13 protein-coding genes are annotated in these 21,299 nt (G+C 36.6%); 11 read left to right on the top strand and 2 right to left on the bottom strand.

The window, feature by feature from the left end; translation table 11 throughout:
* The first annotated feature begins 56 nt into the window (after positions 1 to 56).
* The 4 genes from FYC62_RS06765 to FYC62_RS06750 all read left to right on the top strand — a co-directional run bounded on the left by FYC62_RS06765 (position 57) and on the right by FYC62_RS06750 (position 7,343).
* Positions 57 to 2,435 carry a glycoside hydrolase family 3 N-terminal domain-containing protein gene (locus tag FYC62_RS06765; protein WP_149074413.1) on the top strand — a complete coding sequence of 793 codons (2,379 nt, stop codon included), beginning with the start codon at positions 57 to 59 and terminating at the stop codon, positions 2,433 to 2,435.
* 12 nt (positions 2,436 to 2,447) lie between these two features.
* On the top strand, positions 2,448 to 4,103 hold the full coding sequence (locus FYC62_RS06760) for a beta-N-acetylhexosaminidase (protein ID WP_149074412.1): 1,656 nt from the start codon (positions 2,448 to 2,450) through the stop codon (positions 4,101 to 4,103).
* Positions 4,103 to 4,750, top strand: a complete 648-nt coding sequence (locus FYC62_RS06755; RefSeq protein WP_149074411.1) for a carbohydrate-binding family 9-like protein — start codon at positions 4,103 to 4,105, stop codon at positions 4,748 to 4,750. Before FYC62_RS06760 ends, FYC62_RS06755 begins: the two co-directional genes overlap by 1 nt.
* 172 nt (positions 4,751 to 4,922) lie before the next feature.
* Positions 4,923 to 7,343, top strand: coding sequence for a DUF4982 domain-containing protein (locus FYC62_RS06750; protein WP_149074410.1), 2,421 nt, complete (start codon positions 4,923 to 4,925; stop codon positions 7,341 to 7,343).
* A gap of 84 nt (positions 7,344 to 7,427) precedes the next feature.
* Here the strand turns inward: FYC62_RS06750 and uxuA are convergent, their stop codons facing one another.
* Positions 7,428 to 8,639: a mannonate dehydratase gene (gene uxuA / locus FYC62_RS06745; protein ID WP_149074409.1), complete on the bottom strand. Its 1,212-nt coding sequence runs from the start codon at positions 8,637 to 8,639 to the stop codon at positions 7,428 to 7,430.
* A 155-nt stretch (positions 8,640 to 8,794) separates the two neighbouring features.
* Here uxuA and FYC62_RS06740 point away from each other — a divergent pair, with 155 nt between their 5' ends.
* The 7 genes from FYC62_RS06740 to FYC62_RS17290 all read left to right on the top strand — a co-directional run bounded on the left by FYC62_RS06740 (position 8,795) and on the right by FYC62_RS17290 (position 19,262).
* On the top strand, positions 8,795 to 10,636 hold the full coding sequence (locus FYC62_RS06740; protein WP_149074408.1) for a sugar-binding domain-containing protein: 1,842 nt from the start codon (positions 8,795 to 8,797) through the stop codon (positions 10,634 to 10,636).
* A gap of 517 nt (positions 10,637 to 11,153) precedes the next feature.
* On the top strand, positions 11,154 to 12,188 hold the full coding sequence (locus FYC62_RS17305) for a glycosyltransferase (RefSeq protein ID WP_240534840.1): 1,035 nt from the start codon (positions 11,154 to 11,156) through the stop codon (positions 12,186 to 12,188).
* Between the two features lie 15 nt (positions 12,189 to 12,203).
* Positions 12,204 to 13,325: a UDP-galactopyranose mutase gene (glf, locus tag FYC62_RS17300; protein WP_205943814.1), complete on the top strand. Its 1,122-nt coding sequence runs from the start codon at positions 12,204 to 12,206 to the stop codon at positions 13,323 to 13,325.
* 1 nt (position 13,326) lies between these two features.
* Positions 13,327 to 15,480: an SDR family oxidoreductase gene (locus FYC62_RS06730; protein ID WP_149074407.1), complete on the top strand. Its 2,154-nt coding sequence runs from the start codon at positions 13,327 to 13,329 to the stop codon at positions 15,478 to 15,480.
* A 141-nt stretch (positions 15,481 to 15,621) separates the two neighbouring features.
* The gene (locus tag FYC62_RS06725; protein ID WP_149074406.1) at positions 15,622 to 16,902 is read left to right on the top strand and encodes a BNR repeat-containing protein; all 1,281 of its coding nucleotides are present in this window, start codon (positions 15,622 to 15,624) and stop codon (positions 16,900 to 16,902) included.
* Positions 16,903 to 16,917: 15 nt separating this feature from the next.
* Positions 16,918 to 18,045: a glycoside hydrolase family 35 protein gene (locus FYC62_RS17295; RefSeq protein ID WP_205943813.1), complete on the top strand. Its 1,128-nt coding sequence runs from the start codon at positions 16,918 to 16,920 to the stop codon at positions 18,043 to 18,045.
* A gap of 62 nt (positions 18,046 to 18,107) precedes the next feature.
* Positions 18,108 to 19,262, top strand: coding sequence for a discoidin domain-containing protein (locus FYC62_RS17290; protein ID WP_205943812.1), 1,155 nt, complete (start codon positions 18,108 to 18,110; stop codon positions 19,260 to 19,262).
* Positions 19,263 to 19,409: 147 nt separating this feature from the next.
* On the opposite strand, the gene FYC62_RS06715 is transcribed toward FYC62_RS17290, so the two are convergent.
* The gene (locus FYC62_RS06715; RefSeq protein WP_149074405.1) at positions 19,410 to 21,290 is read right to left on the bottom strand and encodes a RagB/SusD family nutrient uptake outer membrane protein; all 1,881 of its coding nucleotides are present in this window, start codon (positions 21,288 to 21,290) and stop codon (positions 19,410 to 19,412) included.
* Positions 21,291 to 21,299: the final 9 nt, after the last annotated feature.

Raw genomic sequence — 21,299 nt, 5'->3', positions numbered from 1 at the left:
CTCATTCTTTTTAAAATATTTAATAAGTTTGAATTATTTTCATACAGATTTCAATCATGAATAAAAAGCTTTTTCCAGTATTATTAGTCGTATTAACAGTTTCGGTTTCTTTTACCAATCCTTTCAAAATTTATAAAAAAGATTGGATAGACCTTAATAAAAACGGTAAAAAAGACATCTACGAAGATCAAAAACGCTCTATTGATGAACGTGTTAACGATTTGCTTTCGCAGATGAACCTGAATGAAAAAACCAATCAGATGGCTACTTTATACGGCTGGAAAAGAATATTAAAAGATTCTTTACCTACCGCCAATTGGAAAAACGAGATTTGGAAAGATGGCATTGCCAATATTGACGAACATTTAAACGGCTTTTTAAATTGGACTAAAGTAGAAACCAAACTAGATTTAGTTACCGATATTAAACGCCATGTATGGGCTATGAACGAGACACAACGCTTTTTTATAGAGCAAACTCGTTTAGGTATTCCGGTAGATTTTACCAATGAAGGCATCCGTGGTATAGAAGCTTATGAAGCTACAGGTTTTCCTACACAGCTCAATATGGGTATGACTTGGAACCCTTCTTTAGTACACCAAATGGGCGTTATTACTGGTAAAGAAGCCAGAGCCTTAGGTTATACCAATGTTTATGCACCTATTTTAGATGTTGCCCGCGACCAACGCTGGGGACGTTTAGAAGAGGTTTATGGCGAAGACCCATATTTAACCGCTCGGTTAGGTGTAGAGATGGCAAAAGGTATACAAGCTGCCGGTGCGGCATCAACACCAAAGCATTTTGCAGTTTATAGTGCAAATAAAGGTGCTAGGGAAGGTTTGGCCCGTACAGACCCACAGGTTTCTCCTCGTGAAGTAGAAGATGTTTTACTATATCCTTTCAGAAAAGTAATCAAAGAAGCTAATATCATGGGCGTTATGAGTTCTTATAACGATTATAACGGCATCCCAGTTTCAGGAAGTAAATATTGGTTAATAGACAGGTTAAGAACTGATATGGGTTTTACCGGTTATGTAGTGAGTGATAGCGATGCCCTAGAATACCTTTACAATAAACACCATGTAGCAGCCAATTTGAAAGAGGCCGTTTATCAGGCTTTTATGGCTGGTATGAATGTAAGAACAACTTTTAGAACGCCAGATAGCATCATTTATTCATTAAGAGAATTGGTGAAAGAGGGTAAAATCCCGATGGATACCATCAATAGCCGTGTGAAAGATGTTTTAAGAGTTAAATTTAAATTAGGTTTGTTTGATGAGCCTTACGTTAAAAATGCCGATGAAAGTGCAAAATTGGTAAACAACCTTAGCCATCAAAATATTGCTTTACAGGCTTCAAAAGAAAGTTTGGTACTTTTAAAAAACAGCAATAATGCTTTGCCACTTTCAAAGAAATTAACCTCTGTAGCAGTTATTGGTCCAAACGCAAAAGATAATGATTATGCGCATACGCATTATGGTCCGCTAAAATCGGCAAGTGTTACCATTTTAGAAGGTATCCAAAATAAAATAGGTAAATCCAAAGTTTTATATGCCGAGGGTAGTGCTTTAATTGATAAAAATTGGCCAGAGAGCGAAATTTTCCCAGAAGCGCCTACTACCGAAGAACAAGCGGCTATAGATTTTGCCGTTAAGCAAGCTCAAAAAGCCGAATTAACCATTTTAGTATTGGGCGGAAATACCAAAACTGCTGGTGAAAATAAAAGTCGTACATCTTTAGATTTACCCGGTCATCAAATGGCTTTAGCAAAAGCTATTCATGCCACCGGGAAACCTTATGTGGTGGTTTTAACAGGTTCGCAACCCATGACCATCAATTGGTTAGACCGTTATGCCCCCGCTATTGTTTATGCTGGTTACCCAGGAGTAAAAGGTGGTTTGGCTGTTGCCGATGTTTTATTTGGCGACTATAATCCAGGAGGGAAATTAACTTTAACTTTTCCAAAATCTGTAGGGCAATTGCCGCTTAATTTCCCAACCAAACCCAATGCACAAACAGATGAAGGTGAATCTGCCAGAGTAAAAGGCTTGTTATATCCTTTTGGTTTTGGCTTAAGCTATACTACTTTTAAATACAGCAATATTAAAATAGATAATCAATTAGCTGCTAAAGATGAAGTTATAGTAAGTGTTGATGTTACCAATACAGGTGCGTTAGCAGGAGATGAAGTTGTACAATTATACACCCGAGATTTACTAAGTACGGTTACCACATACGAGAAAAATTTAAGAGGCTTTCAACGTGTAAATCTTAATCCCGGTGAAACCAAAAAACTGGTTTTTAAACTCGTTTCTGATGATTTGATGCTTTGGAATAGAGATATGAAACGTGTTGTGGAGCCCGGAGATTTTAAAGTCATGTTGGGTTCTTCTTCAGAAGATATTAGACAAAGTGCTGTTTTTACAGTTAAATAAAATACAGACATCATGCATCAACTTGCTAAATTTTTATTTGCCATTTTGTTCATCAGCTTTAGCTTAAACAGTGAAGCTCAAGATCATGATTTGGCCATCATCCCAAAACCTTTTTCTTATGAAAAGGTGGCTGCATCTTTTTTGGTTCATCAGGCTACAGCCATACAAACTGATGAGAAAAGTAATGCGCAAGCAGCTTATTACTTCCAAAATGAGGTTTTAAAAGCTACAGGATTAAGTTTAGGGATAAAAAAGTCAGCACTTAACAATGTCATCAGCTTTAAGCTAGTTCCTTTAAAAGGTAAAGAGAGCCATCTCTATCAAATAAAAATGACAGCCCAAAAGGTAGAAGTTAGCGCTGCTACAGAAGAAGGTTTATTTAGAGCTGCTGCTAGTTTATTACAAGTATTAAAGCAATCTAAAAACGTCAACGGCGCTTATGCACTTTCTTGTTGGAACATTACAGATAAAGCTTTTTTCGAGTGGCGAGGTTTGATGCTGGATGAATCAAGACATTTCTTCGGTAAAGAAAAGGTGAAACAAATTTTAGATTGGATGGCTTTTTACAAGCTTAATAAGTTTCACTGGCATTTAACAGACCAACCGGGCTGGCGTATAGAGATTAAGAAATATCCGCGTTTAACAACAGTAGGTGGTGTGGGCAGTTACAGTAATGCAAGTGCTAAAGCACAATATTACAGTCAGGAAGATATTAAAGAAATTATAGCCTATGCAGCCAATAGGTTTATAGAAGTTATCCCCGAAATAGATATGCCGGGCCATGCTACAGCGGCTAATTTAGCTTACCCACAATTTAGCGGTGGTGGTTCGCCAAAATATCCAGAATTTACTTTTAATCCGGCTAAAGAAGGCACTTACCAATATTTAACTGATATTTTGAAAGAAGTTAATGTGCTTTTCCCTTCTCAGAAAATACATATCGGTGCAGATGAAGTGCATTTTGGAAACCAACATTGGAATGTTGATGCCGATGTTCAAAAACTCATGAAAGAGAAGAATTTCACCTCTTTAAAAGAAGTAGAACATCATTTCTTGTACAGGATGGGAGATAGCATCCTAAAAATGGATAATGAAATTTTAGCTTGGGATGAGGTGGTAGATTCTAAATTGCCAGTTGCACAAACTACTGTTTTTTGGTGGCGACATGACAAGCCTGATGTTTTAAAGCAAGCCTTAGCAAAAGGATTTAAAACGGTATTATGTCCGCGTTTGCCTTTGTATTTTGATTTTGTGCAAGATGAAAAACATCAAATAGGGCGTAAGTGGGATGGTAAATTTGTTACCATAGAGCAGGTTTATCAATTCCCTAATCAAGATATTTTAAGTTTAGAAGGCGCTGCAAAACTAGTACAGGGTATACAGGCTAATATCTGGACAGAGTCTATCTCTACAGAAAATCATTTAGATTATATGCTTTTTCCAAGAATTACAGCTTTGGCAGAAGCGGCATGGGTTAAACCCGATACTAAAGATTATACGCTATTTAAACAGCGTTTAAATGTTCATTTGAAATACTTTGGAGAGAGTGGATTGTACTATTTCTATCCTTTTTCGCCAGAGAAATTTCAAGAATTTCAAGGGCCAGTACAGCGTAAAAAGCAAAGCACCAGTACAGATGATTTAACCAAACAAGAGAAAGGTTTGTAATGACTAAAAAGATTGTCATACCAGAAGCACAAGAACTTAATTTTTTAAGTGATATACAGCTTGTATCTGCGGCATTAGATCAGCAAACAAAGCATCAAATAGCCGATACCGTTTGGCCCAACTCAAACTATAAAGGTTTATGTACTGTGGCTACACTTTATACTGCCAATATGTTGGCCTTAAAATACGAAGTACAGGAGAATGATTATCTAGCAAGGTATACCAACCCAAACGAACCGGTTTACAGTGACAGCTGCGTAGAGTTTTTTATAGCTTTTGATGATAGTGGTTATTATAATTTCGAGTTTAACGCTAACGGAGCTTGTTTAGCCCAGTTTGGTACAAGTAAGCATAACAGAGAGTTTATTTTAGCTGCTGATATTCGTAAAATAAAAATGCAGAAAAGCTTTAAGCAAGATCAGAATGGTAAACTTCCCTACAGCTGGGAGCTTACGATTTTATTACCATTACAAGTTTTTAGTCATCACCAATTACAAACTTTAAAAGGTAAACACTGTAAAGCTAATTTTTATAAATGTGGTGATGATTTAGCTTATCCTCATTTTTTCTGTTGGAACAAAGTAGAAAATAGAGAACCTAATTTTCATTTACCAGCCTATTTTGGTGAGCTTGTTTTTGCATCATGATATTTGGAGATATGTTGTTTATGTTAGCCTCGGATTTAAACCTGAGGCTTTTTTTATTCAAGAATATTAGCTAGCTGATGTTTTAGAGCAGTATGGTACAGCATGGTTTTTAGTTTAATAGTTCTATTTTTGAAATCCATTTATAAAACACACCATTATAAAGCCTTATAACATGAAATTTAAGTTACCGCTATACTTATTTTGTTGCTTCGCTACTTTTGCTTTTGCCCAACCCAGACAAGAATTTGTTTTAAAAACAGGATGGAAATTTTCTAGAGGAACCCATGCGCAAGCTTATGAAAAAGGTTTTAATGATGCTAAATGGGAGAAAATCAATATCCCACATGATTGGGCCATAAACAACCCTTTTGATAAAGAGGTAGATAAGCAAGTAGTGGCTATTGAGCAAAATGGAGAGAAAACTGCAAGCGAGAAAACAGGTAGAACAGGTGCTTTACCTCATGTTGGTGAGGCTTGGTACAGAAATAATTTTAATTTACCCACTCTTACTAAAAACCAAAAAGTGATCATTCTTTTTGAAGGTGCCATGAGCGAGCCAAAGGTTTACCTAAACGGCCAAAAGGTGGGCGAATGGAACTATGGCTACAATTATTTTTATTTTGATATTAGCCAGCAGGTACAACAAGGCGCTAATCTTTTAGCAGTACATTTAACCAACCGAGAAAAATCATCAAGATGGTACCCAGGAGCAGGCTTGTACCGAAATGTAAAAATCATCATCAAAGAAGAAACCAGTATAGAGCAATGGGGCACTTTTATCACCACGCCAATGATTACTGATAACGAGGCAAAAGTGAATATAAAAACCAAAGTTAATGGTGAAAATCTGATATTAAAAACCATCATTCTAAATGCTAAAGGCGATACCATAGCAACTAAAGTTACAGATGAAGCTTTTTCAAAAGAGTTTGACCAAAATTTATTACTAAAACAGCCTCAATTATGGAGTCCGGAGCAGCCTTATTTATATACTGCCATAAGTAAATTATATGCTAAAGGTGTTTTAAAGGATGAATTGCGTACAAAATTTGGTGTCAGAAGTATTGCTTTTGACCCTAATAAAGGCTTTAGCTTAAATGGCCAAGTGCGTAAATTTAAAGGAGTTTGTTTACACCACGATTTAGGACCTTTAGGTGCTGCGGTAAATATTGCTGCCATGCGTAGGCAGTTAAGAATATTGAAAGATATGGGTTGCGATGCCATTAGAAGTTCACATAATATGCCTTCTAGAGAGCAGCTAGAGCTTTGTGATGAGATGGGCTTTATGTTTTTAGCAGAAAGTTTTGATGAATGGGCTAAAGCAAAAGTAGCCAATGGTTATCATCGTTTTTTTAAAACAGATGCTGAAAAGGATATTGTGAATTTGGTTAGGGCTACCAGAAATCACTCTAGTATTGTAATGTGGAGCTCTGGTAACGAGGTGCCAGACCAATTTGGTTCTGATGGAGCTAAACTTGCCAAGTGGTTGCAAGATATTTTTCATAAAGAAGATCCCACTCGTCCGGTTACGGTAGGGATGGATCAGGTGAAAGCCACTATGGCCAGCGGTTTTGGTGCTGTTATGGATATCCCGGGCTTAAATTACCGTACACATTTGTATGAAGATGCTTATAAAGCTTTTCCACAACGTTTAATTTTAGGTTCTGAGACAGGTTCTACCGTAAGCTCAAGAGGGGTTTATAAATTTCCGGTTGTTAAAGCTAGCGATAAGCAGCATGATGATTATCAATGCTCTTCTTACGATTTAGAATATTGCAGATGGTCTAATTTACCCGAAGATGATTTTGTTTTAGAAGATACCAAACCTTGGGTTATTGGGCAGTTTGTGTGGACAGGTTTTGATTATTTAGGCGAGCCAACACCTTATGATGATAAGTGGCCATCAAGAAGTTCTTATTTTGGTATTTGTGATTTAGCGGGCTTACCTAAAGACCGTTATTATTTATACCGCAGTAAGTGGAATACCCGTGATACTACTTTACATATTTTACCACATTGGAACTGGGAAGGAAGGGAAGGGCAAACAACACCAATTTTTGTCTATACCAATTTTAAAAGTGCCGAGCTTTTTATTAATGGCAAAAGTATGGGCGTACAGCGTAAAAATAAGAGCAGTCTGCAACACCAATACCGCTTAATGTGGATGGATGTAAAGTACGAACCGGGAACTGTCAAAGTTGTGGCCTTTGATGATGATGGAAAGGTAGCGGCAGAAAAAACAATGGTAACAGCGGGTAAGCCTCATCGTCTTGTATTAGAACCCGACCGTAAGACTATCCATGCCGATGGTGATGATATTGCTTTTGTAACCGTTTCTGTAGTTGATAAGGATGGAAATCCTTGTCCTACGGCTAACAACCAATTAAATTTTAAAGTAAAAGGAGAAGGTGTTTTTAAAGCCGTTTGTAATGGCGATGCTACTTCATTAGAGCAGTTTAACCTACCCACCATGAAACTGTTTAGTGGTAAGTTGGTGTTGTTGGTACAATCGTTAAAAAAAGCTGGTAAAATAGAGCTTTTAGTAAGTGGTGGAGGATTGAAAGATGGTGTTTTAGCGCTTAGTAGTGAGTAGTTAGTTAGTTAGTTAGTTAGTTAGTTAGTTGAACAAGTACTTTTAACTTTCAACTTTGAACTTATAACTTATAACTTTTAACTTTCAACTCCATACTTCTAAGCCCTTTTCAATTCCCATTTCTAAGCCTGCAATTTCACAAAGTCCTTTCATACGCCCAATTAATGGATAACCGGGATTACTTTTTTTATTAAAATCGTCTAATATTTTTAAGCCGTGGTCTGGTCTAAAAGGCATACGGGTATCTTTTCTACCTTCTGCAATTCTTCTTCTTTGTTCTTCTAATAAAACTTTTAAAACGCTATACATATCAACCACACCATCTAAATGTGCCGATTCGTAAAAACTTCTTTCACCAAGTTTTTTAATATTTCTGAGGTGTACAAAATGGATACGCTCAGCAAAACGTTTAGCAATAGCTACCAAATCATTATCTTCTCTTACAGATAAAGAACCACTGCAAAAAGTTAAGCCATTGTTTAAAGAAGTATGCTGGTTAAACAACCATTCAAAATCTTCTTCGGTGCTGGCAATTCTAGGTAAACCTAATAAAGGGAAAGGAGGATCATCTGGGTGGATACATAATTGAATACCACATTCCTCTGCAACAGGTAAAACATCTTCCAAAAATAATGATAGATGGTCTCTTAAAATAGCTTTATCAATATGCGAATACCTGCTTAAGTAGTATAGGAAATCCTGTTTGAAGGTTGCGGCATTATCAACAGTACCATTAATAAAGCCTTGGGTTACCACAATGATGTTAAAAGCAAGGGTGTTTTGTTCATCCTCACTCATCCCATCAAAAATGGCTTTTGCTTTTTCAACAACTTCTATAGGATAGTCTTGTGCGGCATGAGGTCTGGCAAGAATAAAAATATCAAAAGCAGCAAAAGTTTCGTGGTTGTACAGCATAGATTCTGCTCCGCTTTCATGCGTATAATGCAAGCTCGTACGAGCCCAATCTAGCACCGGCATAAAATTATAGCAAACCGTATCCAAACCGCATGCTGCTAAGTTTCGCAAAGAAGTTTTATAATTCTCTATCAATTCGGCTCTTTTGGGGCTACAAATTTTAATTTCTTCAGAAACAGGAAGGCTTTCTACCACGCTCCAACGCATACCATGGCTTTCTATTTCCTGCTTAACTTTTAAAATTTCATCTATAGGCCAAACAGCACCACCTTTAATATGATGTAGGGCAGTAACAATACCTTCTACGCCAAATTGCTTTAAATCTGATAATTGTATAGAATCTTTAGCTCCAAACCAGCGCCAGGTTTTTTCTAATGCCATAATTGATTGTTAAAAAAAAATATTCTCGAGTCTCAAAAATAGAAAATGTTAGATAATAATTGCAATCGGTGGCATTATTGTTTTAGAGCTACTTTAAGGTATGGCATACGTATTGAGCATTTTAGACATAATCTTCATTGGAAAACATAAAAATCATGATTAAAATAACCCCTACACACCCTAATTACGGATTATCAAAAAGTAAAGATGAAAACTCCTTAGATGAAAACTTTATAAGTCCTTTGCCAAGAGCAGTTATACGTCCAAATCATTTTATTTTATTAGATGGCGAGTGGAAATTTTCTGTCGACCCAGAGAATGTAGGTTTACAAGAAAGCTGGTATGTAAATCATGATTTTAAATATACCGCCCAATGGCCTGGAAGCGTAGAAGAGCATATCAAAAATGGTTTACAATCTGATGTAAGTTGGTACGATAAGTATGTGGTATGGTACGAAAGAAGCTTTCCTAAGCCTGTTTTGCCTAAAGAAGATATACATCCATCATCGCAACTGCAATTGACCTTTGGCGCTTGTGGTTATGAAACTCAAGTTTGGTTAAACGGTCATCATTTAAAAACTATTGATGGTGAGGATATACATTATGGCGAATACACCTCTTTTTCTTATGAATTGGATGAGATGCTTTTGCAAGCCAATAACCGCATTACGGTAAGAATTGCGGTTAGTATGGATGCAGATATCCCCCGAGGGAAACAAGAATCTCATGTTTACAAAAGAGGCGGCATTTGGTATCAAACTTATACTGGGGCGGTTAGAAGTATATGGCTAGAAACAGTAGAAAGAAACAGGTTACGCTCTAGAGTAGGTGTGGTAAGTGTTGTTGAGGATAATTTGGTGAGGTTTAATTTCACTACTCGCATACACGACCCGGGTTTGTACACCATCAAACTTAAAGTTTACCATAAAAAGCAAGAAAGCGAAGAGCCAATTGCTATAGATGAGTTTCCTTTACGCTTAAGTGCAGGAGAAAAACAACAAAGGTTAGTCATGGAAATTCCTGAAGCTAAGTATTGGTCGCCAGTAACACCACACTTATACCGCTTGGTGGCACAATTGGTAGATACTCATGGTTATGCCGCAGAAATAGAAACGCATTTCGGGTTGAGGAAAATAGAAGCTCGGGGCTCTTGTGTTTACCTCAATAACCAGAGAATTTATTTAGATGGCATCCTTTATCAGCCCGGTACTGCTACTTATGAGGAAATAAAAAGGCATATGTATGCCATGAAAGAACTGGGTTGTAACTTGGTGAGAATTCATATTGCTGGCGTAGACCCTCGTATCTATAAAATTGCCGATAAAATTGGTCTTTTACTTTGGGTAGAAGTACCTAGTCCGCATAGTTCTAGCCATAAAAGTCGTATAAATCATCAAGAAGAACTGCATCGGATGCTGGCTTTAATAGAAACGCATCCATCTGTTGTGATATGGAGTTTGTATAATGAGGATTGGGGCGCACAAGATATTGCCAGTAACATAGAAACTCGTAATTACATCATGGATAGGTATCATTTTATGCAGATAGAACACCCTCAGTTTTTAGTTGTTGATAATGATGGTTGGCAACATATTTCTTATCAAGGCCGCTTAAAAAGCGATTTATTAACAGCTCATTTATATACAGCTGATTTAGAGAAGTGGAAAGAAATGCTAGATAGTTTAATTTCAGGTCAGATAGACCACGTAGCAGTTTTACCGTTGGTAGTTGGCGATCCGTTTTTTTACCGTAAACAAGTGCCTTTATTGGTGAGCGAGTGGGGTGGTTTTGGCTTTGCTGATTATGGTGGACCTCAAGATGCCGCACAGCGAGAAACTTTTATCAAACAGTTTAAAACCGAATTAAGAAAAAGAGGAATTGCTGGCGATGTTTATACGCAAGCTACCAATATTGAAGACGAGAAGAATGGTATTATTGATTTTAAAACCGGTGCTTTAGATGTGGCTGCTGGTTTGTTAAATTCTAACAACTTATAAATCATCATCTAAAAAGGAAATTGTATAGCTACAGCTTCTATTTGTTCTATTCCTTGTAGTTAAAATTGTACTATTTTAAAATGCTTTACCAAAGCTTAAATACTTGGTTTATAGTTTAAATGCCATTTTTTTAAGTAGTTAGACGGTTAATATGCTTAACTATAGTCTAAAAGATGCTAATTAATAGTCTAATTAAAGTCTTGTAAATGAGTGGTTTTGTATAGGTTAAATATTCTTCTTGAAAGCTAATAACGCATGTAATATTGTTTTTGATATCTCACTAACGGCACAAACTTTGAATTTTATAATACAGTCGTTTAAAAATTGGCGGCTGTATGCTAAGATAAAATACTATAGTATTTATGCTTACCATACCATTATCTACCTCTTATGACAGCTATTTATTATGAAAAACATCACTAAATCACTACCGAAAAATTTGCTATGCTTCTCTCATTTAAGATGGGATTTCGTATTTCAAAGGCCACAACATTTATTAAGCAGGTTTGCCAAACAAATGAAAACCTATTTTATAGAGGAACCATTTTTTGATGCCGATGAACCTTATTTCTCTGTTGAAAATAAACTGCCCGGCTTATGGGTTTGCACACCACATTTGCCAGCAGGTTTAGAAGAAGAGGAAATCAATAATTTATTAACAAGCTTTTTAAGTAATTTCTTATCGCAAAAAGATTTAGAAGATTTTGCTTTTTGGTACTATACCCCAATGGCATTAGCTTTTACGGATAAATTTAGACCAAAACTTACCATATACGATTGTATGGATGAATTATCAGCTTTTAAATTTGCGCCAAAAGAGCTAAAAATTTTAGAGAAAAAACTGATAGAAAGAGCCGATATTATTTTCACCGGAGGCCATTCTTTGTACGAGGCTAAAAAGCATTTACATGCTAACATTCATCCTTTCCCAAGCAGCATAGAAAAAGAGCATTTTCAAAAAGCCAGAACTATAAAAACACACCCGGTAGACCAACAACAAATTGTAGGTCCTAAAATTGGTTTTTATGGCGTAATAGATGAACGTTTTGATATTGAGCTTATTGAAGCCATTGCAACAGAAAAACCAGATTGGCAAATTGTTTTGATAGGCCCAGTAGTTAAAATAGACCCTGCAACTTTACCAAAAAACAAAAACATCCATTATTTAGGGCAAAAAAGTTATGCCGAATTACCAGCTTATCTTTCTGGATGGGATGTAGCTTTAATTCCTTTTATGTTAAACGAGTCTACCAGATTTATCAGCCCAACTAAAACCCCTGAATATTTGGCTGCTGGCGTACCTGTGGTATCATCGGCTATAAGAGATGTGGTTAAACCTTATGGCGTGAAAAACTTTGTACATATAGCTAACTACAATGCCGAATTTATTGAGGCTATTTCAATAGAACTTGGTCAAAAAGATAAATCAGAATGGTTAGCAAAAGTAGACGCTTTTTTAGCAGATAACTCTTGGGATAATACTTGCCAAAATATGCAAGAACTCATGTTGAAAACCCTTAACAGTAAACAAAATATATCTATAGCCAGCTAATTTTAAAGAAAACCTATGTTTGATTATTTAATTGTTGGCGCTGGTTTCGCAGGAAGCGTACTGGCCGAGCGTTTGGCTCGTGTAGCTGATAAAAAAGTTTTATTGATTGATAAAAGAAATCATATTGCTGGGAATGCTTATGACCATTATGATGAGGCAGGTATATTGGTTCATAAATATGGGCCTCATATTTTCCATACCAATAGTAAAGATGTGTTTGATTACCTTTCTGAGTTTACCGAATGGCGTAATTACCAACACCGCGTTTTGGCTAGTGTAGACGGGCAGATGCTTCCTATACCGATAAACCTTACAACCATCAATAACATGTATGGTTTAAACCTTAATTCTGATGAGTTAGAAGATTTTTTTGCCTCAAGGGCCGAAGATGTGAAACAAGTAAAAACCTCTGAAGATGTGGTGGTTGCCAAAGTAGGAAGGGAGCTTTATGAGAAATTTTTTAGAGGCTATACCCGTAAACAATGGGCAATGGATCCATCAGAACTTAATGCTTCTGTAACAGCTAGAGTGCCAACAAGAACCAATAAAGACGATAGGTATTTTACCGATACTTATCAGGCTATGCCGCTACATGGCTATACCAAAATGTTCGAGCACATGTTAAATCATCCGAATATAAAAATCATGTTAAATACAGATTATAAGGAGATTATAGGTGAGATTAATTACAAGAAGCTCATTTTTACAGGCCCGGTAGATGAATATTTTGATTATTGTTATGGTAAATTACCTTACCGTTCTTTAGCATTTAAGTTTGAAACGCATGACCAAGAAAAGTTTCAAGAAACCGGAACTGTAAACTATCCAAACGATTATGCTTTTACTCGAATTTCTGAGTTTAAGTATATCAGTGGGCAAAAGCATCATAAAACATCTATAGTGTACGAGTTTCCGCAGGCAGAAGGAGATCCCTATTATCCTATCCCTAAAGAAGATAATGCGGCTTTATATGACAAATATCAAGCTTTAGCTAAGCAACTAGAGAATACTTATTTCGTAGGGCGTTTAGCCACTTATAAATATTACAATATGGATCAGGTAGTGGCGCAAGCCTTGGCTACTTTTAAAAATATCCTGAAAAAAGAAGCAGAAGTTACCGAAACTTTAATAGAATAATATGGAGATTTGGGGAGGTTTAGAATGTACCATCAATAGGGTTGGAAACCAATATTTTAGTCAGCTAGATGATGCCAGGCATGATGATAGACCAACTGATTTAGAAGCCATTGCAGCATTGGGTATAAGCAGTATCCGTTATCCGGTTTTGTGGGAAAAACATCAGCCCAAGCAAAATACTTTTATAGATTGGAGCAAAACCCGTGAAAAACTTCTGTATTTAAAAGAGCATAACATAGAAATTATTGCTGGCTTGGTCCATCACGGAAGTGGCCCTGTACATGTTGATATTTTAAATGATTCTTTCTCTATCGGCTTAGCCGAATATGCCAAAGAAGTTGCAAAGGCTTTCCCTTGGATAAACCATTATACCCCAATAAATGAGCCTTTAACCACAGCTAGATTCTGCGGTTTATATGGTTTATGGTGGCCACATGAAAGCAACGATTATAGCTTCATAAAGATATTATTTCAAGAGTGTAAAGCTACTGTTTTGGCTATGCAGGCCATAAGAACGGTAAACCCTAATGCTAAGCTGGTGCATACAGAAGATTTGGGTAAAACTCATGCTACGGCTTTATTAAGCTATCAGGCCGACTTAGAAAATAAGCGTAGGTGGCTAGGTTTAGATTTATTGTGTGGTAAGGTTAATCAACATCACCCCTTATATAACTATTTGATAGAAAATGGTATTACAGCAGCAGAAATAGCTTTTTTTGAAAAGCATACCTGTGTACCTGATGTTTTAGGTTTTAATTATTACATCACTTCAGAACGTTTTATAGATGAAGATTTGGATATTTATCCTAAACATACTCATGGAGGAAACAGCAAACATCAATACGCAGATATTGAAGCTGTAAGATCATCAAAAGTAAATATTTTAGGTCCTTATCAATTGTTAAAAGAGGCTTGGCGCAGATATGAAATTCCATTAGCCCTTACCGAAGTGCATTTACATTGTACCCGAGAAGAGCAAATGCGTTGGTTGAATTACGTTCATCAAGAAGCTCAACAATTAGAAAATGAAGGTATTGCTCTAAAAGCTATAACCGTTTGGGCATTATTGGGCGCATTTGGTTGGGATAAACTTTTAACACAGCCAAATGGAAATTATGAATCAGGCGTGTTTGATATAAGAGCTGGAATATTAAGAAAAACAGCTTTGGCAGCAATGGTTAAAGCCTTAGCTAAAAATCAAGATTTTACTCACCCGGTTCTTTGTGGTGGTGGTTGGTGGGAAAAACACTACCGAGTATTGTATGGTGAATTACCAGAAGAATTAGCCAGTAATTTTGATTGCAAACCAATTTTGATACTAGGTAAAACGGGTACTTTAGGAAATGCCTTCGCTAAAATTTGTACCAAAAGAGACTTGTATTTTAAGCTTTTAAGCCGGGCCGATGTAGATATTCTTAACCCAGTACAAATAGAACAAATTATTATAAAAGAGCAGCCTTGGGCTATTATCAATACCACAGGTTTTGTAAGGGTTGATGATGCTGAGGAACAGCAAGAAGATTGCTACAAGACCAATACTGTCGGATGCAAAAATTTAGCTATCCTCTGCGAGAAGTATCGCGTAAAGCTGCTAACATTTTCGTCAGATTTGGTTTTTGATGGGGCTAAAAATCATCCCTATACAGAAGATGATGAGGTAAACCCTCTAAATATTTACGGTAAAAGTAAAGTTAGGGGAGAAGAAGAGGTGCTTAAACATCACCCAAATGGATTAATTATAAGAAGCAGCACTTTTTTTGGCCCTTGGGATGAGTATAACTATGTTCATCAGGTTATAAATTGTTTGAAAGCGGGTTTACCTTTTATTGCCCCAAATGATGTTGTGGTTTCGCCAACCTATGTGCCAGATTTGGTTAATACGAGTTTAGATTTATTGATAGATAACGAAAGCGGAATTTGGCATCTTGCCAATACAGAGTCGCTCAGCTTTTCAGAATTTGTACTTCTTATAGCTAAACACCAAGGTTTAGATGAGTCTTTAATTATAACCAAACCTATTCAAGAAATAAACTTGAAGGCTAAAAGACCTCTTTATAGTGTTCTTGCAAGTAAAAACGGTTCTTTATTACCTACCTTAAATAATGCCTTAAAACGCTATTTTGAAGAAACTAAATGGCAGGATTTAGTAGTATAATTTTAATAGCAGGACAATGCAGGATGCTTTTTTAACTAATTTTATTCAAATTAGAGCATCCAATTAACTTGTTCATCCCATTAAAACTTGTTACCTAAAATATTAGCTTTCTAATCATTTGATGGTAATTTTCTAAATTATATGAAGCTAAAAAGGCTTATCATTTTATTTACCATTTGCTTTCAAGTAGCAACCGCTCAGGTTTCTGATGTTGGTTTAGGCTGGGCAGGTAACAGCGTAAATACCGTTGTATTCAGAAAAAACTCGGTTATCAGTCATAAAAACTGGCAATACACTTCTTATTATAATGATGCTGGTTATCTAGTTTTAGCTAAGCGAAAACTTCATGCTAACCAATGGGAAGTTAAACAAAGCCAATATCGTGGAAACATAAAAGATGCACATAACAGTATCAGTATCATCCTTGATGGTAATGGATATTTACATGTCTCTTGGGATCAACACGCTAGCAAGTTAAGATATGCTAAAAGCATAGCGCCAGGTTCTTTAGAGCTAGGGGCAGAAATAGCTATGATTGCTAAGAACGAGCAAAAAGCTACTTACCCCGAGTTTTATGCTTTAAAAAATGGCGATTTACTTTTTCTTTACCGCGAAGGCGCTTCTGGAAAAGGTAATTTGGTTTTAAACCGATACTATACCAAAACAAATAAATGGGAACGTATTCATGATAATTTAATTGATGGGCAAGGGAAAAGAAATGCCTATTGGCAAGCATGTATAGATAAAAATGGTGTATTCCACATCAGTTGGGTATGGCGAGAGCAAAGTGATGTAGCTACCAATCATGATATGAGCTATGCGAAATCTTTAGACGAGGGTAAAACCTGGATTTCTGAAACAGGTAAAGCATATCCTATCCCTATGAACATAGAAAACACCATGCCCATTGTGTTGATACCGCAAAAAAGTGAGTTGATAAACTCCACATCTATGACAACCAGTCCAAGCGGTATGCCTTACATCGCCAGCTATTGGCGTTCGGCAAATTCTAATATTCCGCAATACCAAATTATCTATTACAATGGTGAAAAATGGCTGATAAAGCAGGTAGCAGAAAGGAAAACACCTTTTACTTTAAGCGGTGTAGGTACTAAAAGAATTCCTATTTCCAGACCTCAGATTGTAGTGAATAAAAAACAAATAGCTTTGGTTTTTAGAGATGAAGAAAGAGGTAGCAAAATTTCTGTAGCCACCACCAAAGACATAGAAAAAGGAATATGGCAAGTGAAAGATGTCTCAGCCGAAAGTCAGGAACAATGGGAACCTTCTTATGATACCTCCTTATGGCAAAGAAAAAATAAACTTCAGCTATTTGTGCAGCAAACCGGGCAGGGCGATGGTGAAAAAACCGAGCATAAGCCAGCTCAAATGGTGAAGATTATCCAAGTAGATTTAAAATAATAGCTTATCAAGAACATGAAGAAAATAAGTGCCGTTTTAATAGGCTTATATTTAGTTTTTTTATCCTTTTCTGGTTTTGCTCAAACTTCTCAAAACCAAACCTTTATTGCTGGCGATAAAAGTTTCTTGCTTAACGGAAAACCTTATGTAATAAGGGCTGGCGAATTGCATTTTCCAAGAATCCCTAGAGAGTATTGGGATCAGCGGATTAAGCTTTGTAAAGCCATGGGCATGAATACCATTTGTATTTACCTGTTTTGGAATTTACATGAGCAAGAGCAAGATGTTTTTGATTTTAGTGGACAAAAAGATGTTGCTGCTTTTGTGAAGTTGGTTCAAGATAATGGGATGTATTGCATTGTTAGGCCAGGCCCTTATGCTTGTGCAGAGTGGGATATGGGTGGCCTACCTTGGTGGCTTTTAAAAAAGCAAGACATACAAGTACGCACTGCAAAAGATACTTTCTTTATGCAAAGAACCGCTAAATACTTAAAAGAAGTAGCTAAGCAGTTGGCTCCTTTACAAATCCAAAATGGTGGAAACATTATTATGGTGCAGGTAGAAAATGAATTTGCTGCCTTTGGGAACGAGCAACCTTATATGGAAGCTGTAAGAGACGAGTTAAGAATAGCAGGTTTTGATAAAGTTCAACTATTTAGATGCGATTGGTCTTCAAATTTTAGTAAGTACGAGTTAGGCGGCGTAGCCACCACCTTAAATTTTGGTGCAGGTTCTGATATTGATAAACAGTTTAAAACTTTTCAAGAGAAATACCCAAACTCGCCTTTAATGTGTAGCGAGTATTGGTCGGGTTGGTTTGACCACTGGGGGCGCCCGCATGAAACACGCTCAGTATCTTCATTTATTGGAAGTTTAAAAGATATGTTAGACAGAAAAATATCTTTTAGCTTATATATGGCACACGGTGGAACTTCTTTTGGTCAATGGGGAGGTGCAAACGCTCCACCTTATTCTGCTATGGCAACTTCTTACGATTATAATGCGCCTATCGGCGAACAAGGAAATACCACCGAAAAGTTTTATGCCGTAAGAAATTTATTGAAAAATTACCTTCAGGAAGGCGAGACTTTAGGCGAAATTCCGCCAGCTATGCCCATTATAGAAATTCCTGATTTAAGTTAAACCAAGCAGCTTCTATTTTTGATAATCTCCCTAAAGGCATCCCCTCAAAAGATATTAAACCTATGGAAATGTTTAACCAAGGTTGGGGCCGTATCTTGTATAGAACTTATTTAAAGCCATCAGCGCAAAAGCAAAAACTTTTAATTACCGAGTTGCATGACTGGGCTAATGTGTTTATAGACGGAAAATCTATTGGCAGATTAGATAGAAGAAGAGGCGATAATACCTTAGAAATACCAGCTTTATCTAAAACTGCCAGATTAGATATTTTAGTTGAAGCTACCGGAAGGGTAAATTATGGTAAAGCTATTATAGATAGAAAAGGTATCACAGAAAAGGTAGAAATCATCCATGGGAATGATAAAACGATACTTACTAATTGGACGGTTTACAATTTCCCGGTAGATTATGAATTTCAAACCAAGGCGAAGTTTAAAACCCAACAAATACAAACTCCAGGGTGGTATAAAGGATATTTTGTAATAGATAAAGTAGGAGATACCTTTTTAGATGTAAGTACATGGGGTAAGGGCATGCTTTGGGTAAACGGATACAATATGGGCAGGTTCTGGAAAATTGGTCCGCAACAAACGCTATTTATACCCGGTGCTTGGCTTAAAAAGGGTAAAAATGAAGTTATTGTTCTAGATGTTGATAGCCCCAAAGAACCCAAATTGGCTGGTTTAAAAGAAGCTATTTTAGACCAACTAAACCCCGATGAGTCTTTGCTTCATCGTAAGAAAAACCAAAATTTAGATTTAGCAGCAGAAAAACCTATTGCTGTTGGAAGTTTTACAGCCGGTACAGGCTGGAAAGAAGTAAAGTTTAACGCCTCTGTAAAAGCCCAATACTTATGCTTTGAGGCTTTAAATGCGCAACAAGAAAAAGATGTTTTAAGCTCTATTGCCGAGTTAGAACTTACCAGTACAGACGGACAAACGCTATCAACCCTCAAATGGAAGGTTATTTATGCCGATTCTGAAGAAATTACAGCAGCTAACCATGCGGCTGATAAAGTTTACGACCAGCAGGAGTCTACTTTTTGGCAAACACAGGCTGTTGGCGCAAAACCCAAACATCCACACCAAATTGTAATAGATTTAGGAGAATTAGTAGAAGTTAGTAGCCTAAGATACCTTCCCAGATCTGATAAAAGCCAAAACGGTATGGTAAAAGATTACCGAATTTTTCTTAAACAAGAACCTTTTAAATTTTAAGTATGAGGAATGTGTTTTTTAGTTTATTGATGATGGTTTCTATCGGTTAGGCTGTAAATAATGATGATTATTGCGAATCATTCTATAATAAATAAGGGATTCTCTTTTAGCGGAGAATCCCTTTATTGTTTTCTAAGTTTTTGATAATTACCAACCCGGATTTTGTTGTTGTTGTTTTTCTTCTGGCGTTAAGGGTCTGCCATCTTTCTCGTTAACATCTAAGAAAGATTGAGGAATTGGTCTCAATAAAAACTTATCGCTTAGGTTTGGTGCTGCTTCTGGGTTAAAAGCCTTACCTCTGCTCACCAATGTTCTGGTTCTAGATAAATCTTCCCAACGATGAAATTCGCCCATCAATTCTCTTGATCTTTCATTTAACATGAAATGTACAAAACCATCTTTCTTGGTATTAACACCTGAAATATATAGCTCTTTGGCAGCCTCGGTAGTACCTGGTACAAAGGCATTTTCTGTAATTAGCATCGCATTTTTGGTAGAACCAGTTGCCGTATTTGGCAAGTTTTGCGCTCTAAAATAAACAGGGCTACGTGTTTCATTAGTATCGTAGCCGGCTCTTTCTCTTACCCTATTGATATAGATGACAGCATTTGCATAATCTTCTTTTCGGCCATAAGCTTCTGCTACAATTAAATAGGTTTCGGCAATTCTGGCTATAATACCATCTCTAGTACCTAATTGGCTAGCAACTGATGTTCTAAAAGGGTCTAAATATTTTGATAAACTTGGGTACTGACTTAAGCTCCAATTGGTTTTTACTACCCCATTATCTAAATAATATCTTACATATAAAGATGGAGCAGAGCGGTTAATGGTTTGCAGTGTAAACCTAGTATCGTTTGCTGCATTAACAATGTAAATAATAGATGTATCGCCAACTAAGAACTTTCTTTGGCCAACTTGTGCCGGAGTAGGGGCGTTTGCGGCACTCCAGCTTGGTAAAGTGTTAGCATTATTAGCTAAGTAAGAAGTTTTAAAACTTTTGTAAAACCTAGAATCGTTGGTTCTATCATAAATATCTAACGCATAATTGGTAGGTCTTAATCGCTGAAACTCTCTACCATTAATTAAATCTCTTGTCATACCCGGCAGGTTTTGGTAAACCGATAAAAAATGTAGGTGTGTTTGATTTCCGTACCTACCGGCTAAGGCATCATTATTATCAAATTGGGCAGCTAAAATAATCTCCGGATTAGTTTCATTTACATCATTTACTTTGGTGTATCTAAAAATATCTGCAAAATTTGTAGCTAAACGATGGGTAGAAGCTTCTATAACCTGTTTGCCATAAAATATGGCGCTGTCTAAATCTGTAGTTTTACTAAAAGCAGCATTTAATTCACTCGCTCTATACAAATAAGTCTTCGCCAAACAGTGTTGTGCTGCAGCTTTGGTAATTCTGCCCGTTTGTGCAGCTGTTGGCGGTAATAAATCAATAGCTTTTCTAAAATCTGTAATAATCTGCGCATAAACTTCTTCTGCACTAGCTCTAGAAAACTCGGTAAGTAAGCCCTCTGTTGGTGTTAATTTTAAAGGTACACCACCAAATTGCTTTACCAGTTTAAAATAATCAAAAGCCCTCATGAAATAACACTCGCCTAAACGCGTATTAGCTAATGTACCACCTTGCGGAAAAACCTGCGGAATTTTACTGATACCTGTATTTGCAGTATTGATGTTTGCATACATATTATTCCAAACAGCATTAATATCTTCTACCCTGGGGTCAAAAACGCTAGAATAGGTGTTCATATAAACTCGGTCTAAACCTCCACCATTGGTAAACTCATCTACACCATAATTGGTAGTAGTATAAGCCCATTCATAGTTAAAATGAAATCTTAAACCATCATACATACCGGTAACAAGTTTTTCAATTCCGTCTGGTGTGTTATAATAATCATTGGTTAAGGTAGCAACCAATTCTTCGTCTATAAATTTTTTGCAAGCAGGCATAGTTAAAACTGTACTTGCCAGCCCTGCTATAATTAAGTTTTTTATCTTTTTCATGATGATGTT

The organism is Pedobacter aquae (assembly GCF_008195825.1).
In the GTDB taxonomy this organism is placed as follows: Bacteria; Bacteroidota; Bacteroidia; order Sphingobacteriales; family Sphingobacteriaceae; genus Pseudopedobacter; species Pseudopedobacter aquae.
The sequence above is the reverse complement of the archived record's forward strand: the minus strand, read 5'-3'. Positions and strand labels throughout refer to the sequence as shown.

What these genes read in the sequence shown, in the direction of transcription:
- FYC62_RS06765 (WP_149074413.1), top strand. Translation starts at nt 57, where the DNA reads ATGAATAAAAAGCTTTTTCCAGTATTATTAGTCGTATTAACAGTTTCG.
- FYC62_RS06760 (WP_149074412.1), top strand. Translation starts at nt 2,448, where the DNA reads ATGCATCAACTTGCTAAATTTTTATTTGCCATTTTGTTCATCAGCTTT.
- FYC62_RS06755 (WP_149074411.1), top strand. Translation starts at nt 4,103, where the DNA reads ATGACTAAAAAGATTGTCATACCAGAAGCACAAGAACTTAATTTTTTA.
- FYC62_RS06750 (WP_149074410.1), top strand. Translation starts at nt 4,923, where the DNA reads ATGAAATTTAAGTTACCGCTATACTTATTTTGTTGCTTCGCTACTTTT.
- uxuA (WP_149074409.1), bottom strand. Translation starts at nt 8,639, where the DNA reads ATGGCATTAGAAAAAACCTGGCGCTGGTTTGGAGCTAAAGATTCTATA.
- FYC62_RS06740 (WP_149074408.1), top strand. Translation starts at nt 8,795, where the DNA reads ATGATTAAAATAACCCCTACACACCCTAATTACGGATTATCAAAAAGT.
- FYC62_RS17305 (WP_240534840.1), top strand. Translation starts at nt 11,154, where the DNA reads ATGAAAACCTATTTTATAGAGGAACCATTTTTTGATGCCGATGAACCT.
- glf (WP_205943814.1), top strand. Translation starts at nt 12,204, where the DNA reads ATGTTTGATTATTTAATTGTTGGCGCTGGTTTCGCAGGAAGCGTACTG.
- FYC62_RS06730 (WP_149074407.1), top strand. Translation starts at nt 13,327, where the DNA reads ATGGAGATTTGGGGAGGTTTAGAATGTACCATCAATAGGGTTGGAAAC.
- FYC62_RS06725 (WP_149074406.1), top strand. Translation starts at nt 15,622, where the DNA reads ATGAAGCTAAAAAGGCTTATCATTTTATTTACCATTTGCTTTCAAGTA.
- FYC62_RS17295 (WP_205943813.1), top strand. Translation starts at nt 16,918, where the DNA reads ATGAAGAAAATAAGTGCCGTTTTAATAGGCTTATATTTAGTTTTTTTA.
- FYC62_RS17290 (WP_205943812.1), top strand. Translation starts at nt 18,108, where the DNA reads ATGGAAATGTTTAACCAAGGTTGGGGCCGTATCTTGTATAGAACTTAT.
- FYC62_RS06715 (WP_149074405.1), bottom strand. Translation starts at nt 21,290, where the DNA reads ATGAAAAAGATAAAAAACTTAATTATAGCAGGGCTGGCAAGTACAGTT.